Origin of the sequence: Mesorhizobium sp. M7A.F.Ca.CA.001.08.2.1 (assembly GCF_003998455.1) — a bacterium.
Taxonomy (GTDB): Bacteria; Pseudomonadota; Alphaproteobacteria; order Rhizobiales; family Rhizobiaceae; genus Mesorhizobium; species Mesorhizobium ciceri.
Window position 1 is genome coordinate 1 of sequence record NZ_RZPW01000001.1, and the last position, 20,823, is coordinate 20,823.

Consider the following 20,823-nt stretch of genomic DNA (forward strand, 5'->3'; position numbering starts at 1 on the left):
CTTCCAACTCGGTGCGCTTGAAATCGGGGAATTTTTTCTGGTCGTCGGCTGTGTAACCGAGCGTATGCAGGTCGACGAAGCAGTCGGGGAACTGGCTCCAGTAATTCTCGGCCTCGCCGTTCTCGATGGTGACGACATCAGGCAGCCCGACGCCGCCGGCGGCGCAGCCGGCGATCGACTTGTCGTAAGTCGGCTGGTTGCCGAGATCCTGGACCGTGACCTTGACGTCGGGAAATTGCTTGTTGAAGCCGGCAATGGTCGCTTTCAGCGATGAAGCCGCGACATTCCAGCTCCAGATGGTGATTTCGCCGGATTGCGCGAAGGCCGGGGCTGAGCCCAGGGCAAGCGCGAGCGCGGCGCAGGTCATTGTGATGCGCATTGAAATCCTCCCATTTCATTTGCTCTCTCACTGTGAGCGTGGCTAGACTATGCACCGGGCAAGGCCTGTCGCCGTCAAAGGGAATATGAAATTGGCGGAAAGTAAGATGCCTGAACGGCCGTTCTACCAGCCTGGGGCCAGCAGCGTGGAAGGCCTGCCGCTGCTCCTGCAGATGTTTCACACCAATCCGTTGGTGATGCTCAAGCCGCATTGGCACGCCCAGGTCGAGGTTAATTTCATCGTGCGCGGCAGCGTGCATTACCGCATGAACGACCACGAGATTTCGCTTTCGGCCGGCGAGATGTGCCTGTTCTGGGGTGGCCTGCCGCACCAGATGGACGATTTGTCCGACGACGCCATCTATGCCGGAGCGCATCTGCCGCTGGTGCATTTCTTCCGGCTGCACCTGCCCACGGATATAAGGCACCGGCTGATGACGGGCGCAACACTGGTGACATCGGCCACCGACCAGTCCGACAACCATAATTTCGAGCGCTGGAACCGCTACGCCCGGTCCGGCGACCAGGCCAAGGCCGAACATGCCGTCAACGAATTGCTGCTGCGGCTGGAGCGAGTGCGGTTCGAGCCCTATCGGCTGGTATCCGCAACTCCGACCGACCAGGAAACAGGCAGCCCCTTTGACCAGCAATCGTCGCGGAATGTCGGACGCATGTGCGATTTCATCGCCGAAAACTTCCTCTATGACATCGATTGCGTGAACATCGCCGCGGCCGCCGACATCCATCCCAAATACGCCATGAGCCTGTTCAAGAAATCCACCGGCATGACGCTCAATGAGTATGTGAACCTGTTGCGGCTGAGCTATGCGCAGGCGCTTTTGATGCATCAGGACGCCAATGTGCTGCGTGTCGCCATGGATTCGGGTTTCGGCTCGCTCAGCGCCTTCAACAAGTCGTTCCGCAAGCTCGCCGGCATGTCGCCTTCCGATTTTCGCCGCGGCGTGACCGGCGCCAGATAGGCGATGGCGACTTGCGGGCGCCCGGTGCCGCGAGCATTGCTGCGCCTCGACCGCCCCGGCTAAAAGACATGTCACGGCGTTTCAGCCTGCAATAGCGGCACGGACAAGAATGGCGAAGGCCGGATCGTGCCATGCCGTGCGCGATTCCGGCCCACAAGCGGCATGGAAACCCGGGCGCCGCACGGCATCGCTTTTCCTGCCTGAAATCGCCACCTAGGCGCTGGACAGGCCGAATTCCCGTGCTATAACCCACGCGCTTTCAAGGGGCGCCCCACGGCGCCTCGATGAATTCCGGCCTGCGAGTTTTCGTTTGCCGGAACAGGCCCAGATAGCTCAGTTGGTAGAGCAGCGGACTGAAAATCCGCGTGTCGGTGGTTCGAATCCGCCTCTGGGCACCATTTTCCTTTCCCAGAGCTTCTCACAGCATCCCACTAGTCAATTAAACCAATGAGTTAGTCTGTCCTGGCTGCTCATGGTGACCCGCCGCGTGCCGTTGCAACGCATCAGTTTATGGGTAACGATCCGGGTGTTACCCATTACCCCGGAGGTCCGTTACCCATGTCGCTCTCCGACTTAGCCTGCAAGAACGCCAAGTCCAAAGGCAAGCCGTATCGCCTTGCTGATGGCGACGGGCTCTATCTTCTCGTCCAAAAAAACGGCTCCAAGCTCTGGCAATTGCGATACCGCTACCTGGAGAAGGAAAACATCCTCTCCTTTGGAAAATACCCGTTGGTGTCACTTCTCGACGCGAGAGGGAAGCGGGACGATGCCAAGAGATCACTAATCGCCGGCATCAACCCCTCCACCAAACGCAAGGAGGAGAAGATCGCGGCCATCACGGAAGCACGGACTACCTTCGGCCTGATCGCCGAGGAATATGTCACGCGGATGGAGGAACGGGACGCTGCGGCGGCCACCACCACCAAAACCAAGTGGCTACTCAAAGACCTGGCCAGCCCGCTGGCCAAACGTCCCATCAAAGAGATCACTGCGGCGGAAATACTCCAACTTCTCCAGAAGATCGAAAGGAGCGGCCGACGGGAAACAGCGCGACGCTTGCGCGGCGTGATCGGGAGCGTCTTCCGGTTGGCGATTGTCACCCTGCGGGCAGAGACCGACCCAACCCTGCCCCTCCGCGGTGCTCTCCAGCCGCCTAAAGCCAATGGTCGTGCCGCTATCACCGATGAAAAGAAATTCGGTCAGCTCCTGGTGGCAATCGATGAGTACGATGGCTGGCCGACTCTCAAAGCTGCTCTCCAGTTCCTCGCCCTGACCTGCGTCCGTCCCGGCGAGGTGCGGGGGGCGACCCGCGCCGAATTCGACCAAGAGAAGGCTGTCTGGCACATCCCGGCCGAGCGCATGAAGATGCGTGCTCCGCATGATGTGCCACTGTCCAAGCAGTCGCTCCGGATCCTGGGAGAAGTCTGGCCCCTTTCTGAGCGCGGCGGCCTGGTTTTTCCTTCGATCCGCTCGACCAAGCGTCCGCTTTCCGAGAACGCCATGAATGCCGCGCTACGGCGTATGGGCTACCGAAAGGACGAGGTGACCGCCCATGGCTTTCGGGTGACTGCCAGCACCATCCTCAACGCCCGCAAATACGATCCAGACGTAATTGAGGCGGTACTGGCGCACCAAGACAAGAACGCCATTCGGCGGACCTACAACCGCGCGACCTATTGGGAGCAACGCGTGACGCTGATGCACGAGTGGGGAGATTTGCTAGACGCCCTAAAGGCGCACCGTTAGTTCGCATTTCACGGTAGGGCCGCTGTTTTCCGGGTTGGCGCGATCACCGCCGGCATAAGTACTTAAGCTGCTCACTTGGCAGCAACCTAGCGTTCAGCGGGCTAATCGGACTCGTCGGCTCTTTTGCATCCGAATCCTGCCCGGTCCGGCGACCCACAAATCGGGAATGGCCATTGTCCTCCAGAATCGTCATTCCTACGCACTTCAAACTTAGATTACGCGGTCAGGCAACTTACTGCTTTCCGAAGCTCCTTCCGCTTCCAAGGCCAACGCCTGCACGGACTGCGGATATTGGCGTGTCGCCTACAACAGCTGCCGCAACCGGCACTGTCCGAAGTGCCAGGGCGCCGCCGCGCGCACCTGGCTTGCCGAGCGTGAGGCCGACCTGCTGCCGGTCGGCTACTTCCATGTCGTGTTCACGCTGCCGGCCGAGGTCGCCGACATTGCGTTCCAGAACAAGGCGCTGGTCTACGATCTGCTGTTCAAGCGGCGTCGGAGACGATGCTGACCATCGCTGCGGATCCCAAGCACCTCGGCGCACACATCGGCATCACCGCCGTGCTCCACACCTGGGGATCGGCGATGACGCATCATCCGCATGTCCACATGATCGTGCCGGGCGGCGGCATCGCGCCGGACGGAAGTCGCTGGGTCTCGTCGCGACCGGCCTTCCCTTCCGGTGCGCGTGCTTGGGGCGCTGTTCCGCCGGCTCTTCCTCACCCGGCTGATCGCGCTGCACGATGCCGGCCGGCTCGCCTTCTTCGGGTCGATCGCACACCTCACTGATCGCCGAGCATTCCTGCGCCACCTTGCTCCCGTCCGGAAGAAGCGCTGGGTGGTCTACGCCAAGGCGCCGTTCGCAGGACCGGAGGCCGTGCTCGCCTATCTGTCCCGCTACACCCATCGGGTCGCGATCTCGAACAGCCGCCTGATCGCATTCGACAAGAACAGTGTCACCTTCCGTTACAAGGATTATCGCCGCGACGGCGCCGATCGCCAGCAGGTCATGATGCTTGGCCCCGACGAGTTCATCCGCCGCTTCCTGCTCCATGTGTTGCCGCGAGGCTTCCACCGCATCCGGCACTACGGGCTGCTCGCCGGCTCCGCCCGCAAAGCCAGTCTCGCGCTCGCCCGGGAACTGCTGAACGTCGCCGCGCCGCCCGATGACGACACACCAGGCGAACCCGAGGACTTCCGCCCGTCCGGCCACACCCAGACAGTCTCACGCCGAGAGGCAACGAAGTGGACTGTCGGCACCCATGTCGACTCTTCCCAGAGGCGGTCGTGCCATCGCCGACATCAGCCAAACTCCGAAATCCCCATGGACATCGACTGTGGCCCACGGGTTCCTGCATGAGAGGCTTTCGTCCGCCTGACGGTACCCGAAACCCTTCCCAATGTCGGACACGCACGCCGACGTGCCATTTCCCGAAAGCGGACGATTGCGGCCGGCAAACCGGAGGTCTTGGTTGCCCACAGCGGCGTTCAAAGGGGTTTCAGGATGAAACCTGATGACGGCTTGGAGCCTATCCCCGTCCTGGAGACCGATGCATTAGGGGTGCCGAAGTACAATTTAGATGCATGACGTACAAGTACGCATACTGTCGTTAACCCTTCATTCGATTGGAGGTTGACGCAGCCTTTGGCAAAGTTAATAATATGCTAATGTAGTGGTAGCGCAAATTACCTCGTGACCGGCAACAACGGGTTAGGCGCTACTGGGGCAGGGGAAACGCAGCGCGGTTATATGTAGCCGCTGCAGCCATCACCACCGGAGCCACCGCCTGTCTGTAACCGCTCTTATAAGGCGCGCCGTTCACGGGCCGGGTTGTCGCATTGCGCCTGGTTGCATGGCTATTCTCTCCCGTTGGACTGGGTGCCGACTCTTTCGGCATGGGGTAATCAGCCGTCAAGGACGGCAAACAGGCGGACGCTGGGTGCGTCTGTCCGCAGGGGGTAGCAATGGCTTCGACTGTCGGCACGAGCAGCAACGACAATCTGGTTGGCGGCAGCGGAGATGACATGCTCTCCGGGGGTGCTGGAAACGACCGCCTGAATGGCGGATCGGGCGATGATATCCTCAATGGTGGTAGCGGTTTCGATACGGTGCTTGGCGGATCGGGATCGGACATCCTGATCTACAAGGCCTTCGAGAACCAATATTGGCTGGGTAGCACATTCACGAGTTCCACGCTGACAACAACCGGTGCAACGCTCTATTCCGGAACAGACCAGACCACCGATGGAACTGTGCCCACTCAGACGTTGCTCGGCGGAAGTGCTTTTACAGGCTACGACTCTTACGACGGTGGAAACGGCGCGGTGCAGCTCGGCAAAGCTGGGTCCACGCCGGACGCCGACACTTTGCAGATATGGCTCAGTGCGGCCCAACTGAGCGATGCCGCGATCACGGCAGAGATTGCATACTTCAAGAACGTTTGGCTTCCGGCGCATATCAGCGCACAAACTGCCCAGGCCGACAGCTCTGTCTACACCTTCAAGACGCTTGATCTCAAGGTCACTGGTGTTGAGAAAGTTGTGGTTCTCGATGGCGCCGGACATGTTCCTGTAGCGGTCAACATTGTCGATGCTGCCTTAAGTGATAGCGATAACAGCTCGGTCGTGACGTTCACATTCACTGGCCCGGTGACGGGCTTCACTGCGGCCGATGTTACGGCGTCTCACGGCACGCTGACTGATTTTGTGATAATTGATGCTTCGCACTATACGGCGAAGTTCACGGCAGCAGACGGTTTTGATGGCATTGGGTCCGTTTCGATAACGGCCGGCAGTTACACCGATACTGCCGGCAATACCGGTGCTGGTGGTAGCGATACGGTTGCCATCGACACCTCGGCGGACCTGGGTGCGCCGCTGACGCTGTCGATCACCGACACGACGATCAACAATTCGGAGAAGACCGCGGTTGCCTTCACGGTCTCCGGGATCGACGCGGATGTGGCCGGCGCGGATGCGACGGTGACCTTCAGCGACGGCGTCCTGGCACACAATGTGACGGTTCTCGCCTCGGCGGGCACGGTCGATCTGTCGGGCATGAATGACGGGCCGATCAGCTCGGTGCTCCACGTCACCGACGATGCCGGCAACACGGCCTCGGCCAACGGCGCCGCCATCGACCTCGACACCTCGGCGCCATCCGTTGTGATCACGGACGACGAGCCTGGCACCGCCAACATTGCGGGCGGCAACGTTGTCTACACCTTCCAGTTTAGCGAGGCGGTAACCGGCTTTGATGCTAGTGACGTCGCAGTCACAAACGGCACCAAGGGCATGTTCACCGCAATCGATGCCGATACCTACACACTGGCCGTGACGCCGAACGCGGGCTTTACAGGCAATATGACCGTCAATGTAGTGGCGGCTGCGGCCCTTGACGCTGCGGGTAACAGTAGCACGGCAGCGGCGCAATCTGTGCAGGCGGTGGACACCGTCGTCCCGACGGTTGTGATCGGGATCAACGACACCGCACTCACGACCGGCGATGTCGCAACAGTGACCTTTACCTTCAGTGAAGTACCGTCGAACTTCTCTGCTGCAGACGTGAGCTATGACACCACGAGCGCAACCCTGGGCGCAATCACGCCAACGGGCGATCCAAAGGTCTTCACTGCCACTCTAACACCGATCGCGTCGATCAATGATGCTACCAACGTGATCACCGTCGGCACTTCCTGGCAAGACCCAGCGGGTAATGCCCCAGCGGCCACAACCAACTCGGTCAACTATACTGTCAACACCGCCGATGCGCCGCCGACAGTGGTCATAACATCGGACAACAACGGTTCGAAACCTACGGTTACATTTACTTTTAGCGAAGCGGTTACGGGTTTTGGTCTCAGCGACCTCCAGATTGTCGGAGCAACCGTCGATGGACCGATCATTCACGTAGGGATGACCGGTGGCCATGACATTTACACGCTGGCTCTTAAGGGCGCGTCTGGAGGGGGGTCGCACACTATTAGCGTGATAAGTAGCGGCACGGGCTCGTCATTCTGGACAGACTCTACCGGACATGGCGGCATAGGAAGCCCGATATTCAGTTTGCCCGCTGGTGTTGCTGGTGAGCCCATTAACCTCGCGCTGACCGACCCGTCGGACGGCCAGGCCGTCACCGTTATTGTGAAGGGCGTGCCTTCCGGCTGGACCATCGACGGCGCGACGCAGAACGCAGACGGGTCCTGGACTGTGCAGTCCAGCGCCGTCCACGAGCTGACGGCTACCACGCCGGCCGATTTCGCCGGCGCGGCGGTGCTCGACGTTCAAATGACCTGGACTAATGCCGACGGCACGACGGGCAGCATGTCGGTTGCCGACAATGTCGAGGCCTATGCGCCGGGCTCGCCGATCTTCGCCTGGTCGGGCGACGACGTGCTCACCGGCTCCAGCGGCAATGATCTGTTCGTCTTCTCGCAGCCGATCGGCAACGACACCGTGCACAGCTTCGATGCTGCCGCCGATCAGGTCGACCTCGTCGGCTATTCCGGCTTCCAGAGCTTTGCCGACGTCCAGGCGCATACCGCGGACGACGCCAGCGGCAATGCGGTGATCACGCTGGGCGACGGGCAGTCGATCACATTGGAAGGCGTGCATTCCTCCGCGCTCGGCGCCGGCAATTTCGTCTTCGACCAGACGCCGGCGGTCAACAATGCCGGAACCATGACCATCGGCGACGGCGCGCTGCTGCCGCTGAGCGGCACGGTCAACAACAGCGGCGTCATCTCGCTGAACTCGACCAGCGGCGAAACCCTGCTGCAGGTCATCCAGCATGGCGTGACGCTGCAGGGTGGGGGGCAGCTCGAGCTCTCCGACAGTGCGTTCAACGTCATCTCCGGAACCGGTCCGGACGTCACCCTGATCAATATTGACAACACGATCTCGGGCGCCGGCCAGTTGGGCAATGGCATGCTCGGCCTCGACAACAGGGGCACCATCATCGCTTCGGGCACCAATGCGCTCGTCATCGATACCGGCGGCAGTGTCGTCGCCAATTCCGGCACACTGGAGGCGACCGGTTCGGGCGGCCTGATCGTCGCCGGCGGGATCGCGAATTCCGGAATGCTCTCGGCCAATGGCGGCAACATCGTCATCCACGGTGAAGTCACCGGCGACGGCGATGCCACTATCGGCAACCTGTCGAAGCTGGAATTCGGCGCAGCGTCGTCGACGGATGTCACCTTCGCGCAGAACGCGGCCGGCACGCTGGAGCTCGATGACTCCTTTGACTACAGCGGACGGATCGGCGGCATCACCAACGACGACAAGCTGGACCTCAACGACGTCTTGTTCGGCACCGGCACGACGGTTGCCTATCAGGCGAGCCAGGACGGCAGCGGCGGCACGTTGACGGTCTCCGACGGCGCCCACAATGCAACGCTGCATTTGCTCGGCACCTATGATGCAAACGGCTTCAGGCTTGCCGATGACGGCGAAGGCCATACCGTCGTCACCTACAATCCGGAGTTCACGCTGACTGGCGTAGCCGGGGGAACAAGCGAGTTCGCTGCGTGACAGAAAGAGAGCGAGCCCGCAATCATGCGCGGCTAGCCCGGTTTCTCAGCCGGCCTAGCGTTTAGCTTACGAATTAAGGTTTACGGAAGGTTTACGTGCAGATCGGGTGGCCGGTTGAGGGATCGGGAGTAGTATCGGGTCCGGGCATGCATTTTGGACAGGGGGCGGTTCTCCGTTGGGTATTTTGGGTCTCGACAGCAAATCCAAGGTGGTGAGGGAAGCGCTTCGCGCCTGCCGCCGCTATTTCCTGTTTGCGGCGGCGTTCAGCCTAGCGATCAACCTGCTTTATCTCGCATCCCCGCTCTACATGCTGCAGATCTACGACCGGGTGGTCACCAGCGGCAGCGAGACCACGCTGGTGATGCTCACCCTGGTGTTGCTTGCCGCTTTCCTGGCGCTCGCCGGTCTCGACCTCGTACGCGCCGCTATCCTAACGCGCGCCAGCGCGCGGCTCGACCGTTTGCTTTCGGCGAAGATCCTGGCGGCCTCCGTCGAGAGGCCATCGCTAGGCGCCTCGCAAAGCCAGCCGATCCGGGATTTCGACACGTTCCGCCAGGTGATCACCGGCAGCGGCATCCACGCACTGTTCGACCTGCCGTGGTCGCCGATCTATATCGGCATCATCTTCCTTCTTCATCCATGGCTCGGCTTCTTCGCGCTCGGTTCCTCGCTGCTCTTGATCGCCATGGCTGTGCTCAACGAATACATCGTGCGAGTGCCGCTGAAGCAGGCCAACGATCTCGCCACGGCCAATTACAATTTCACCGAAATGAGCCTGAGAAACGCGGAAGTCGTTCGCGCCATGGGCATGATCGACGGCCTCGTCCGCCGCTGGGGACGCGACCGCGGCCTGGCGCTGCAGCAGCAGGGGCAGGCCAGCGACCGGGCCGCACTCATGTCCGGGGTTATCCGCTTCCTGCGCCTCACCATGCAGTCGCTGATTCTGGGCCTTGGTGCCTATCTGGTGATCGAGCGGCAGATCACCGGCGGTTCGATGTTTGCGGCGAGCCTTCTTCTAGGCAGGGGGCTGCAGCCTGTCGAGCAGATCGTCGGCCTTTGGCGCAGCCTGATCCTGGCGCGGGCTGCTCTCGGCAGGACCGAGAAGCTGCTTGACGGCGGCGCGCAAGGGGAACGCTCGTTTAGCCTTCCCAAGCCCACCGGCAAGATCGCCGTCGAACAGCTCAGTTTCGCCATTCCAAGCCTGCAGAAGGTGCTGTTGCGCGATGTCTCGTTCAAGCTCGAGGCCGGCGAGGCCCTGGGCATCGTTGGTCCTTCCGGCGCCGGCAAGTCGACGCTTGCCCGTCACCTCGCCGGAATCATGCAGCCGAGTCGGGGCACGGTCAGGCTGGACGGCGCTGACATGACGCAATGGGGAAGGGAGGCGCTCGGCGACCATATTGGCTACCTCCCACAGGACATCGAGCTCTTTTCCGAAAGCGTGGCTGCCAATATCGGGCGCTTCAAAATCGATGTCGACCGCGAAGTGATCGAGGCGGCCCGGCTCGCCGGCGTGCATGAGATGATCATCCGCTTGCCGCAAGGCTATGAGACGCAGATCGGCGAAGGCGGCGCGGTGCTGTCGGGCGGTTACCGGCAGCGCATCGCGCTTGCCCGAGCTGTCTTCGGAACGCCAAACCTCATCGTTCTCGACGAGCCGAGTTCCAACCTTGACGCCGACGGTGATCGTGCGCTCGCGGAGTGCGCGCTGGAACTCAAGCGTCGTGGAAGCACGGTGATCATCGTGTCGCACAGGCCTTCGACGCTGGCCAATGTCGACAAGATCCTGCTCCTCAGGGACGGCGGGGTCGAGGCCTTCGGCATGAGGAACGAGATCGTGGCGCTGCTCAACCAGCGCGCCGCGCCGATTGCAGTGGCAACCCAATGACTGACATCGCGGCCACCTATCACAGCCTGTCCGGCGCCGAAGACGCGAGCGCCAACCCGGATTCGATCCGGGGCCCGGTCTTGGTCGGGCTGCTTATCATTCTTGTCTTCTTCGGTGTGTTCGGCGGCTGGGCGGCGATAGCACCGCTCAATGGCGCGGTGCTTGCCGACGCGGTGGTGAAAGTCGAGGGTAACCGCAAGAGCGTGCAGCACTTCGATGGTGGCACGGTGAAGGAAATCCGCGTCAAGGACGGCGATATCGTCAAAGCCGGCGATATGCTGGTCATGCTCGACGACACCCGCGCCCGCTCCGAGTTCAACCTCTATTCTCAACAATATGCGCTGCTGCGCGCAACGGATGCTCGTATCCGCGCCGAACTCGACGGCAGCGAGGCGGTCGCCTTCCCCAAGGATATTTCCGCCGAGCACCAAGGCTATCTGCAGGACGCGATGGCCAACCAGATCACCGACCTCGAGAGCCAGCGCGCCTCGATGGCTGGCGCAAAGCAGATCCTACAGAAGCGGATAGCCGAACTGGACGAGCAAATCGACGGCAAACAGGCACGCGTCGAGTCTTTTCGCGCGCAGCTCAAGTCCACGATCGACGAAAAGGCGGGCCTCAACAAATTGCTGAAGGCCGGGCTGACGACGCGCACGCGCATCCTGGAACTCGACCGTTCCGCCTCCGACCTGCAGGGCCTCATTGACCAGGCGCTTGGCGAAATTGCCGGCAACCGCCAGAGCAAGGCCGAGTTGGAAAGCCAGATCGCGCAGCTCACCAACGAACGGCGCGCAAAACTCTCGGCAATGCTGATCGACACGCAATCGAATCTCGCCGACCTGGTACCGAAGATGTTTGCCGCGCAGGCGACCGTGGACCGCGCCGAAGTGCGCGCTCCCTACGACGGCCAGGTGATGGATTTGACCATCTTCTCGACTGGCGCGGTCGTCTCCCCGGGCCAGACCATCCTCGACATCGTGCCGACCAGGAATTCGCTGATCGTCCAAACGCAGGTCCGGGTTGAGGACATATCCAGCCTGCGCGCCGACATGACGGCCGAGGTTCGCTTCACCTCCTACAAGCAGCGCACGACGCCCGTCATCCACGGCCGTGTCACCCACATCTCCGCGGACCGGATCACCGATCCCAAAACTGGCTTTCCTTACTATGTCGCCGACATTGCCGTAGATCAGCAGGAACTCGCCGCCGCACCGCAGATCCAGCTCTATCCAGGCATGCCGGCCTCCGTGATGATCGTGACCGAGAAACGCACGGCGCTGGACTACATTCTTGGACCACTGACGACGTCTTTGCACACAGCGTTCCGGCAGAAGTAGACAACGCGTCGTCAGACTGCATCCAGGTGGGCTTTGGCTGATGCGAATGTACGCTTTTTGGCCCGAGCATGCTGAAAGCCGATGTTCCGCTTATGATGCGGTGGACGGCTCTCCTCCCGCCCTGCGGTATGATCGTTGGGCCAGAAGCTGGAGGAGATCTATGATGGGCAACGTTACGACGATTGGTCTGGATATTGCGAAGTCAGTGTTTCAAATCCACGGGGTGGATGCGGCGAGTGAGGTTGTCGTTCGCAGGAAGCTGACGCGTGGGCGCGTGATGGCATTCTTCGAGAGCCTGCCACGTTGCCTGGTCGGTATCGAAGCCTGCAGCTCGTCGCATTATTGGGCTCGCGAGCTAATCGCACGTGGTCACGATGTGAGGTTACTGCCGGCACAATATGTGAAGCCTTATCTGAAGCGGCAGAAGAATGATGCCGCAGATGCAGAGGCGATCTGCGAGGCGGTCACTCGGCCGACCATGCGCTTCGTGCCTGTGAAATCACCCGAGCAGCAAAGTGTGATGATGCTACACCGGGTCCGGTTGATGCTCAACCGCCAGCGCACGCAGATATCGAACGCGTTGCGGGCACACCTATCCGAGTTCGGGATCGTAGCGCCGATCGGGCGGAATGGGATTGAGCAACTGCTCGTGGTCGTCAACGACGAGAACGAGACCAGGATACCAGCTGACGCGCGGCTATGCCTTCGCATGCTTGAGGCGCAGCTCAGGGTCGTGAAGAAACAGATCCTCGAAAACGATCGTAGGGTTCGGGCGAATGCGCGTGAGACCGAGCTTGGTCGCAGGTTGATGGAAATCCCAGGCGTCGGCCCGCTGCTGGCAAGTGCATTCGTGGCTACGGTCGCCGATGCGCATGCGTTCAAGTCGGGGCGCTGTCTATCGGCATGGATCGGACTCGTGCCGAAGCAGAACTCGAGCGGGGGGAAGGAGAGGCTCGGCAGTATCTCCAAGGCCGGCAATCGGTACTTGCGGCAGTTGCTCGTGGTGGGTGCGATGGCGGTCATCCGCTATGCCGAGCGCAACGGTACCAGGAGGCCATGGCTCGTGCAGTTGATGGCGCGGCGAACAGCCAAGGTTGCGGCGGTTGCGTTGGCCAACAAGACCGCCCGGATGGTCTGGGCACTGATGACGAACAGTGAGCGCTACAGGGAGCCGGTCATCGCATAGAACAAGATAAGGCGAGCGATCGCTGACGAGGTTGGAAAGGGCGGACAGGAGCTAATGCACAAAGCCGGTTGATACCGCCGGATCAGGAAAACCCACTGGGGCCGTGCACCTCGAGTGCGAGCTTACGATCGGGACCTGAGACGCGCGAATGGCATTATGGCCAGCGGCACATGATAGGCCGCACCTACAGGTCGGATACATGGCCGCACCAACCAGCAAAGGCAAAGCTCAAAGAATCCCTTGCCAACGGAGAGCCGTCCATACAGGGCCCCGTCGAGACCTTCGAGATTCTAGAACCTAAAATCGACTGCCGGAGCAAAGCGGGCGGCGCTACGATATTTGAAGTCTCCGCGCCGCCCGCCGCGCGTGCCAAACACCGCTACGTTCGCTGGCCCTTTTTCTCCTCATGCTGTTCCGCATTGAACGCCTGCTTTCCCCTCACAGCCCATAAGTCGCGCGAATGCTTGCCTTCATCGCTCTGCAGCTTGGCGGCGATCCAGAGCATCGCTCCGTAGATTACGGCGCGATCGTCGTTGGCCAACTCAACAATGCCTGCTTTAACAACGAGCCCGCCAAGCTCGATCAGATGTCGGGTCCGCTTGCGGCGCTCGACCTGCCAGGTGCGCATGTCATTGCGAGCCAGTGCCGCTTGCAGGCAATTGTGAGCTGCCCGGTTGCGCTGAAGCGCCACGAAGATTGCGCTGAGATGGCGGAGCAGTTCGCCGCGACCGGCTATCGAAAAACATCACCCCACGCTTGGCCCATGCCTCACGCTTTGCGGTGTCTGTCGTTTCGGCGATTGCGACCAGCGCGCCAGCCAGCTCGTCGGTGCTGAGTTGATCGGCGCCGGTGGCGATGACCAGTTCGCCAAGCTGCTGCACCTTTCGCGTTTTGAGTTCTCGCGCTTTTTCTTCCAGCGCCTTCAGATCTGCGTCGAAGTCCCGTGGTTTGCGCATGGCTGCCTCCATCGATTGGCGATGCGGCGATGATAGGCGAGCGACCGCCGGAAGGCTTCAGGGTTGCCGAGACAGCCCGGGACGGGCTGGTCCATCCCGAGAATTTTTCGAGGGAGGGCGCGCTTATACGTCGTGCCGACGTGCGCTTTGCCGTGCAAATGATCTGGTCGCGATGGCGATCTATCATCTTCACGTCAAGGTCATTGGCCGCAAGGCAGGGAGCAGCGCTGTGGCGTCGGCCGCCTACCGTTCGGCTTCGCGGCTGCATGACGAGCGGATCGAACGCACGCATGACTTCTCGGCCAAGCGCGGTGTCGTCCATTCCGAGGTGATGTTGCCGGAGGATGCACCGGAGGCCTGGCGCGACCGCGAGAGGCTGTGGAACGATGTCGAGGCGTTCGAGCTGCGCAAGGATGCGCAGCTGGCCCGCGAGGTGGAGTTTGCCCTCCCGCGTGAACTCAGCCAGGCGCAAGGCATCGAACTGGCGCGCGACTTTGTACAAGTCGAGTTTGTCAGCAAGGGCATGGTTGCCGATCTCAATGTGCACTGGGACAGGGCAGAGGATGGCAGCCCCAAGCCGCATGCTCATGTCATGCTGACCATGCGGTCCGTGGACGAAGATGGCTTTGGCGCAAAAGTGCGCGACTGGAATGCTACCCAGATGGTCGAACGCTGGCGCGAGCGATGGGCGGAGCTTGCCAATGAGCGCCTGGCCGAACTCGACATAGACGCCCGCATCGATCATCGCAGTCTGGAAGCACAGGGTATTGTCCTGGAGCCGCAAACCCAGATTGGCGCACCGGCTCAACGCATTCAGGGCGGTGGCACTGACGCCGCCGACATTGAAGCAGATCGCGCCCAGCTGCACCGCGAAATCGCGCGCAACAATGGCGCGCGCATCATCGCGGATCCGTCCGTGGCGCTGGTGGCAATCACGCATCAGCAGTCGACCTTCACCCGAAAGGACATGGCAAAATTCTCGCATCGCCACAGCGACGGGATGGAGCAGTTCAACGCGGTCATGGCAGCCATCGGCAACTCACCCGATCTGGTCGAACTCGGCAAGGACGGACGCGGCGAAGATCGGTTCACCACCCGGCAGATGATCGAGACCGAACAGTGCCTGCATCGCGCGGCGGAACGCATGGCCGGCGAGGAGCGTCACGCGGTGAGTGACGCACAGCGCGAGGCAGCTTTGGCACGGGCAGCACAACGCGGGCTTGTCCTGTCGGACGAGCAGACCGATGCACTGGATCACATCACCGATGGGCGCGGTCTTGGTGTCGTCGTCGGCTTTGCCGGAACGGGGAAGAGCGCCATGCTGGGCGTTGCACGCCAGGCATGGGCGGCAGCGGGCTATGAGGTTAAAGGCGCCGCACTCTCAGGCATTGCGGCCGAGAATCTGGAAGGCGGATCAGGCATCCCGTCTCGCACGATCGCCAGTATGGAACACGGTTGGGGACAGGGTCGCGATCTGCTCACTGCGCGCGACGTGCTCGTGATCGACGAGGCCGGCATGGTCGGCACGCGCCAGTTGGAGCGCGTGCTCTCCCATGCGGCGGACGTTGGGGCGAAGGTCGTCCTTGTTGGTGATCCCCAGCAGTTGCAGGCGATCGAAGCCGGTGCTGCATTCCGCTCGATTCACGAGCGTCATGGCGGCGTCGAAATCGGCCAGGTGCGCCGGCAGCGCGAGGACTGGCAACGCGATGCCACGCGCGATCTGGCGACCGGCAGGATCGGCGCCGCGATCAGTGCATACGACGCGCAAGGCATGGTGCATCAGGCCGCGACGCGCGATGACGCGCGAGCTGAACTCGTCGAGCGCTGGGATCGTGACAGGCAGGCGCATCCAGAGGCAAGCCGGATCATTCTCACACACACAAACGACGAGGTGCGCGCCCTAAACCAGGCAGCGCGCGAGCGCATGCGCATTGCCGGCGATCTCGGCGACGAAGTGCAAGTGACTGTCGAACGCGGCCCAAGAAACTTCGCAGGCGGCGACCGTGTCATGTTCCTGCGCAACGAGCGCGGGCTCGGCGTCAAGAACGGCACGCTTGGTGTGATCGAACAGGTCAGCACACAGAGCATGGCCGTGCGCACCGACGACGGCAGGTCGGTGCGCTTTGACCTGAAAAACTATGCCCTCATTGACCACGGCTATGCCGCGACCATCCACAAGGCTCAGGGCATGACAGTTGACCGCACCCATGTGCTTGCTACGCCAGGCATGGATGCACACGGGAGCTACGTCGCCCTGTCCCGCCATCGAGATGGCATGGATCTGCACTACGGCACCGATGACTTTGCCACACGCGACCGGCTGGTCCGTACGCTGTCACGCGACCGCTCCAAGGACATGGCATCCGACTATGAGCAAGCCGACCCGGCGCAAAGCTATGCCGAGAGGCACGGCATCACCTTCCGACAGCGTGTGGTCCAGATCGTGCGTCGCATCGTTCCGGAGAAGCTGCGCGACAGCATCGGCGGGTTACTCGACGGATTGCGCTCGCCTGGCGACGCCGAGCCCGGCCAGGAACGCGGGCGGCCGGGAAAGGAAGATATTGGAGCGCAGATCGGAGATGCGGGCCCAGCACCTGGAAGAGAGGCATCCGCCAAGGGAGCGCAGCGCGAAACGGATGCGCCGGTGGACGCGGAAGCTGCGTTGCGCCGCGCTCGCACGAAGGCGCTTGTGCGTCACGCGCGCGCTCTCGACGCTGTTATCGGCAGCGAAAATGCGGACTGGCAGGGCAGTCCCGAGCAGTTGCTCGAATTGAGGGATGCCCGCAGCGCGTTCGAGAAAGTTCGGCCGCATGGCTGGCGCGATGCCGAAGCGGCCTATGTCAAAAATCCCGAGCTGGTCCGTGAGGCGGGCGCCGGCCGCGTCAATCGCATTGTGCTTGCTCTCCAGCTAGAGACGGAAATCCGCACCGGCCTGGACACCGATCCCGGCCGCCGCGCCGACCGTTTCGTGGAACGTTGGCAAAAGCTCGACCGCAGGGGCCAGCATCAATACCAGGTCGGCGACATGTCCGGCTACAAGTCAACGCGGTCAGCCATGTCAGATATGGCCAAAAGCCTCGAACGCGATCCGCAGCTTGAATCCCTCCTTGCCAATCATAAGAAGGCGCTTGGCATCCAAGTCGAATCAGGCCGGCGTCTCGGCGCGGAACTCGCCTTCAATCACGGCATCGGACTCGGGAGGGCGCGCGGCATAGGGATCTGACCCATCCGATTTGCCGCCGATTCCACGTCACCTTACGATGCGGCGGCAATCCGTATTGCGCGGCCGCAGCACCCTGTTCTGTCTGACCACCAGATATCAGAAGCATCTAGCAAGAAGCAGGCCAGGCATGTCAGAACCCGACCGTATCATCCGCCTCACAACCGTCCTTTCCCGTACTGGGCTCTCCCGCTCCACCCTCTACCGCAAGATCGCTGAGGGCACATTTCCTGCGCAGATCAAGATCAGCGTCAACGGTGCCGGATGGCACGAATCCGATATCAACCTGTGGGTAGAGAATCCCGCATCTTGGAGGCCGAGGCGAGAAGGTGGTGGAATCCGATAAATCCCGATGCAAGAGATAGAAAAATGATAGCCGGAGTCGTTGCGATGCAATTTCCTGTGGAAAAGTGGAATCGAACCACAGGTAAAGCTTATAATTGGGTAATTTTGCGGGTATCGGCCATTATTTGCACTGAAGATTTATTAATAAATTCAAAAACATAGACTATCAGTTCGAATCCGCCTCTGGCACCATCACCCTCGCAAGGTGTTGACACAGCTGAAAAACCAGCAAAACTAACTGCTTAGGGCTACCCGAGTGCTACACACAGGTGTTACACATGGTCCTAGCTATGAGCCGTCCAACAAAACATCGTAAGACCGGCGTTTACTGGTTCCGAAAGCGGATGCCAGCCGATATCGCCTTGTTGACCGGCCGCCGAGAAGTCAACAAGACGCTCGGAACGAAGGACCCCGAAGAGGCAAAGCGAAAATTCGCGGAAGTCCTTGCGGAGTACGAACGTGAGTGGGCGCAGCTTCGGCTAGGAAACGGCTCGGTCAATGGAAGCAGCTGGGGTGGTCCTGCCCCTGCTGGTGCAGATTCCCTCACACCGCGCCTCATTACGGACCGTGAGGCGCATCTTCTTGCCACGGCGGTGCACGATGAGTGGCTTGCGAAATTCTACGACAATCCGAGTGAACAGCTCCACTGGCACACCGACCTGTACGAGGGCATGTGGGAAAAGTATCCGTTGCCATCAACTGATCCAGTCGCTGGAGTGGAAGGCATCGCTGATCCCATCCCGGGGACAATGCCAATTGAGAATGTCTTTTGGAAATCGATGAGGGCCAGATGCATTAGCAGGGCTGAGGCCATCCTAGCTGACAATGGCTACAGCGATGATCCTTGGAGCATTCACAAGACAGCACGAGCTGTTGGGGCTGCTCTGCAGCGAGCTAGCTTGACGCTACAAAGGCTCGAACGCGGGGAGTTTGAGCTAGGAGAGCAGCCCGGGCGCCTTCCTCGTTCGGCAAATACTCAGGCAGCAGACGGTCAGTCCTACAAGGCGACGGCTGGGAACTCCGACGCAGCGACGTTGACCGGCCTCGTTGACGGTTGGTGGAAGGAGAGCAAGGCAGCAGGCAGAAAACCGAGCACCTATGAAAGCTATAGAGACGCCTTTGCCTATCTTGCTCGTTTCTTGAAACACAACGACGCATCGACGGTCACGGCTAAGGATGTCATTGCCTTCAAAGATCACCGACTGAGCACACCCTCGCCGAAAACTGGAAAGATGATTTCCGCCAAAACGGTTAAGGATAGCAATCTGTCGGCTCTGAAAGTCGTCTTCGGCTGGGGGGTCGCCAACGGACTTGTCGCTCATAACCCGGCTGTCGGTGTGACCTTGAAGGTCGGAAAGCCTGCTCGCCATAGATCGAAGGGCTTTTCTGATGAAGAGGCGAAGACGATCCTTTCTGGCGCGCTATCTCATCAGCGAGGGCAGGAAAATCCGAAGACATTTGCGGCGAAGCGTTGGGTACCATGGTTGTGTGCATTCACAGGAGCTCGCGTAGGCGAATTGGCCCAGTTGCGGAAGCAGGATGTATCCCTGCGCGGCGACTTCTGGGTCATTCGCATCACCCCTGAGGCCGGAACAGTTAAGACTAATGAAGCCCGCGAGGTACCTCTCCATCAGCAGGTGATAGACCTTGGATTCCCTGCTTTTGTACAAGAGGCTACAAGCGGCCACCTCTTCTTGAACGTCGATTCGTCTGAAAACGTCCGAGGGGCTCTGCGAGGCTTGAAGAACCGGCTCGCCGAGTTTGGGCGGACCTTCGTGCCAGACCCAAATGTGGCGCCGAACCACGGCTGGCGGCACCGCTTCAAAACAATTGGCATGGAAGCCGGTATTCCTCCGCGCATCCTCGACGCAATCCAAGGTCAGGCAGCTCGGACGGTTGCCGACACTTACGGCGAGGTCACACTCAAAACGATGGCCGAGCAGCTTGCCAAGCTACCCTTCTACTCACTTGTTGACGCAAATCAGAATTTAGCGTCGCGGCCACAGTGATAAGCCATTTTCTTTCTGGTGTAGTTTGACGCGCGTTCGCTCCCCTTGTGGGCCACTTCCAGCAGCTTTGCGCATTCCGTCGGCGGTGTGACGGGACCAAGCAATTGCAATTTACCTTGTAGCCACCCTTGCGAATAACCAAGTGACTGCCTATTTCCCCAACTAGACGAATGGCAGCAGCCATCGGCCGAGCGCCGAGTTCTCCTTTGGAGAGCCAAGAAGCTCACGGACTTCGCCGCAGATTTTGCGGTTCAGCTCGGCCAAATCACCACAGATCAATCTGGGGTCGGTGCTGCTGGATTCGTTGTTTTTCCATCTCCATCGATCCCGCTTTTTGCGGAGTAGAAAAATGCCTTGCGATCTAGCTTGTGCAATCTTGGACGCTGTCGCGTTGTCCAAGGAATTTACGGTCGTGAACGCCGGAGGTGCGCAATGAGCGCCAAAGGAAATTCACCAGAACGGAAGCTACCGGTTGCGCTCGAATCAAAAGATAGGTGCCCACCAATCGAAGACTTGCTGAACAACCAAGGTGCCATCAACGGCGCATTGGACACCCTAAGCAACAGCCTCGCTACTCTAGCAACGCAGTATCGCCAGCATTATCGCGAATACCTCGCCGATGGCTATTATTTGGCGTCGGTCATGCGCAAAGATCCCGACACTTGGAGCGATTTCTGTCATAGGCTCGATTGGAACGATGTCGCCGATCGACCCAAAATCAATGAGCCCGAGAGGGCTCTGGAGTACGTGCTCCGCATAGTCTGCGGCCTTGGAAGCAGAACCGGACGACAAAAGGCTTCAAAGCTGAAGTTTGCGCTGCTTGACGCGTGGGAGGCCGAGATTCCACACAGCGAAATACCCGACTGGCTAAAGCAGCGAGGAGGCATCGAGAAGGCTTACAGGGCTAGGCGAGCACGGTTACCCGCCGCAAGGTCAAAGCCAGCCACCGCCAAAGAGCACACGGCTGGCGTGACACCTCATGTCGACGGAAGCGCTCCATATTTGGCTCTCCAGATCTTGGCGAGCGAGGAGCATCTCGCACAAATAAACAAGATCGGGCTTTCGTCTTTTGCTACGCTCTCAGTTCGGCGTTCAGATGGCGACCCCTCCAAATTCGAGATCAGCCTCGTTAAAAAGGGCGGCCCGTATCTTCGCTGGGTCGGGCCTCTGGGGTCAGTTGTAGCACCAAAAAACGTGACAGCACCCACCAACGTGCCAACGCCCATTAGACACTGAAAACGCCGTACCCCAC

12 protein-coding genes, 1 tRNA gene and 2 pseudogenes are annotated in these 20,823 nt (G+C 60.5%); 12 read left to right on the plus strand and 3 right to left on the minus strand.

Annotation, left to right across the window (positions count from 1 at the left end; all coding sequences use genetic code 11):
* Positions 1–379 (minus strand): annotated as a pseudogene (locus EN914_RS00005) (extracellular solute-binding protein); the annotation flags it as partial.
* 85 nt (positions 380–464) lie between these two features.
* Here EN914_RS00005 and EN914_RS00010 point away from each other — a divergent pair.
* From EN914_RS00010 to EN914_RS00050, 8 genes and pseudogenes are all read left to right on the plus strand, one after another.
* Positions 465–1,358, plus strand: coding sequence for a helix-turn-helix domain-containing protein (locus tag EN914_RS00010; protein ID WP_024504770.1), 894 nt, complete (start codon positions 465–467; stop codon positions 1,356–1,358).
* 322 nt (positions 1,359–1,680) lie between these two features.
* Positions 1,681–1,756, plus strand: a tRNA-Phe gene (locus tag EN914_RS00015).
* Between the two features lie 160 nt (positions 1,757–1,916).
* Positions 1,917–3,104: a phage integrase central domain-containing protein gene (locus EN914_RS00020; RefSeq protein WP_024504769.1), complete on the plus strand. Its 1,188-nt coding sequence runs from the start codon at positions 1,917–1,919 to the stop codon at positions 3,102–3,104.
* Positions 3,105–3,378: 274 nt separating this feature from the next.
* Positions 3,379–4,293, plus strand: a pseudogene (locus EN914_RS00025) (IS91 family transposase); the annotation flags it as partial.
* Positions 4,294–5,066: 773 nt separating this feature from the next.
* Entirely contained in the window at positions 5,067–8,633 is a 3,567-nt protein-coding gene (locus EN914_RS00035) for an S-layer family protein (protein ID WP_164756382.1), read from the plus strand.
* A 184-nt stretch (positions 8,634–8,817) separates the two neighbouring features.
* Positions 8,818–10,518 (plus strand): type I secretion system permease/ATPase, encoded by a 1,701-nt coding sequence (locus tag EN914_RS00040; RefSeq protein ID WP_024503080.1) that lies wholly within the window; start codon positions 8,818–8,820, stop codon positions 10,516–10,518.
* Positions 10,515–11,855, plus strand: a complete 1,341-nt coding sequence (locus tag EN914_RS00045; protein ID WP_024503081.1) for an HlyD family type I secretion periplasmic adaptor subunit — start codon at positions 10,515–10,517, stop codon at positions 11,853–11,855. Before EN914_RS00040 ends, EN914_RS00045 begins: the two co-directional genes overlap by 4 nt.
* Positions 11,856–12,018: 163 nt before the next feature.
* On the plus strand, positions 12,019–13,041 hold the full coding sequence (locus tag EN914_RS00050) for an IS110 family transposase (RefSeq protein WP_081714277.1): 1,023 nt from the start codon (positions 12,019–12,021) through the stop codon (positions 13,039–13,041).
* Positions 13,042–13,420: 379 nt separating this feature from the next.
* Here EN914_RS00050 and EN914_RS00055 read toward each other — a convergent pair whose 3' ends face one another.
* Together EN914_RS00055 and EN914_RS00060 are read right to left on the minus strand one after the other, a co-directional pair.
* Positions 13,421–13,669 carry a conjugal transfer protein TraD gene (locus EN914_RS00055; RefSeq protein WP_024503083.1) on the minus strand — a complete coding sequence of 83 codons (249 nt, stop codon included), beginning with the start codon at positions 13,667–13,669 and terminating at the stop codon, positions 13,421–13,423.
* A gap of 1 nt (position 13,670) precedes the next feature.
* Complete coding sequence (locus EN914_RS00060) at positions 13,671–13,997, minus strand: conjugal transfer protein TraD (protein WP_024503084.1); 327 nt, start codon at positions 13,995–13,997, stop codon at positions 13,671–13,673.
* Between the two features lie 172 nt (positions 13,998–14,169).
* Here EN914_RS00060 and traA point away from each other — a divergent pair, with 172 nt between their 5' ends.
* The 4 genes from traA to EN914_RS00080 all read left to right on the plus strand — a co-directional run bounded on the left by traA (position 14,170) and on the right by EN914_RS00080 (position 20,807).
* Complete coding sequence (traA, locus tag EN914_RS00065) at positions 14,170–17,220, plus strand: Ti-type conjugative transfer relaxase TraA (RefSeq protein WP_024503085.1); 3,051 nt, start codon at positions 14,170–14,172, stop codon at positions 17,218–17,220.
* Between the two features lie 127 nt (positions 17,221–17,347).
* Positions 17,348–17,563: an AlpA family transcriptional regulator gene (locus EN914_RS00070; RefSeq protein ID WP_081714265.1), complete on the plus strand. Its 216-nt coding sequence runs from the start codon at positions 17,348–17,350 to the stop codon at positions 17,561–17,563.
* A gap of 277 nt (positions 17,564–17,840) precedes the next feature.
* Positions 17,841–19,571, plus strand: coding sequence for a DUF6538 domain-containing protein (locus EN914_RS00075; protein WP_081714266.1), 1,731 nt, complete (start codon positions 17,841–17,843; stop codon positions 19,569–19,571).
* A gap of 432 nt (positions 19,572–20,003) precedes the next feature.
* Positions 20,004–20,807 (plus strand): hypothetical protein, encoded by an 804-nt coding sequence (locus EN914_RS00080; RefSeq protein WP_024503087.1) that lies wholly within the window; start codon positions 20,004–20,006, stop codon positions 20,805–20,807.
* Positions 20,808–20,823 lie beyond the last annotated feature (16 nt).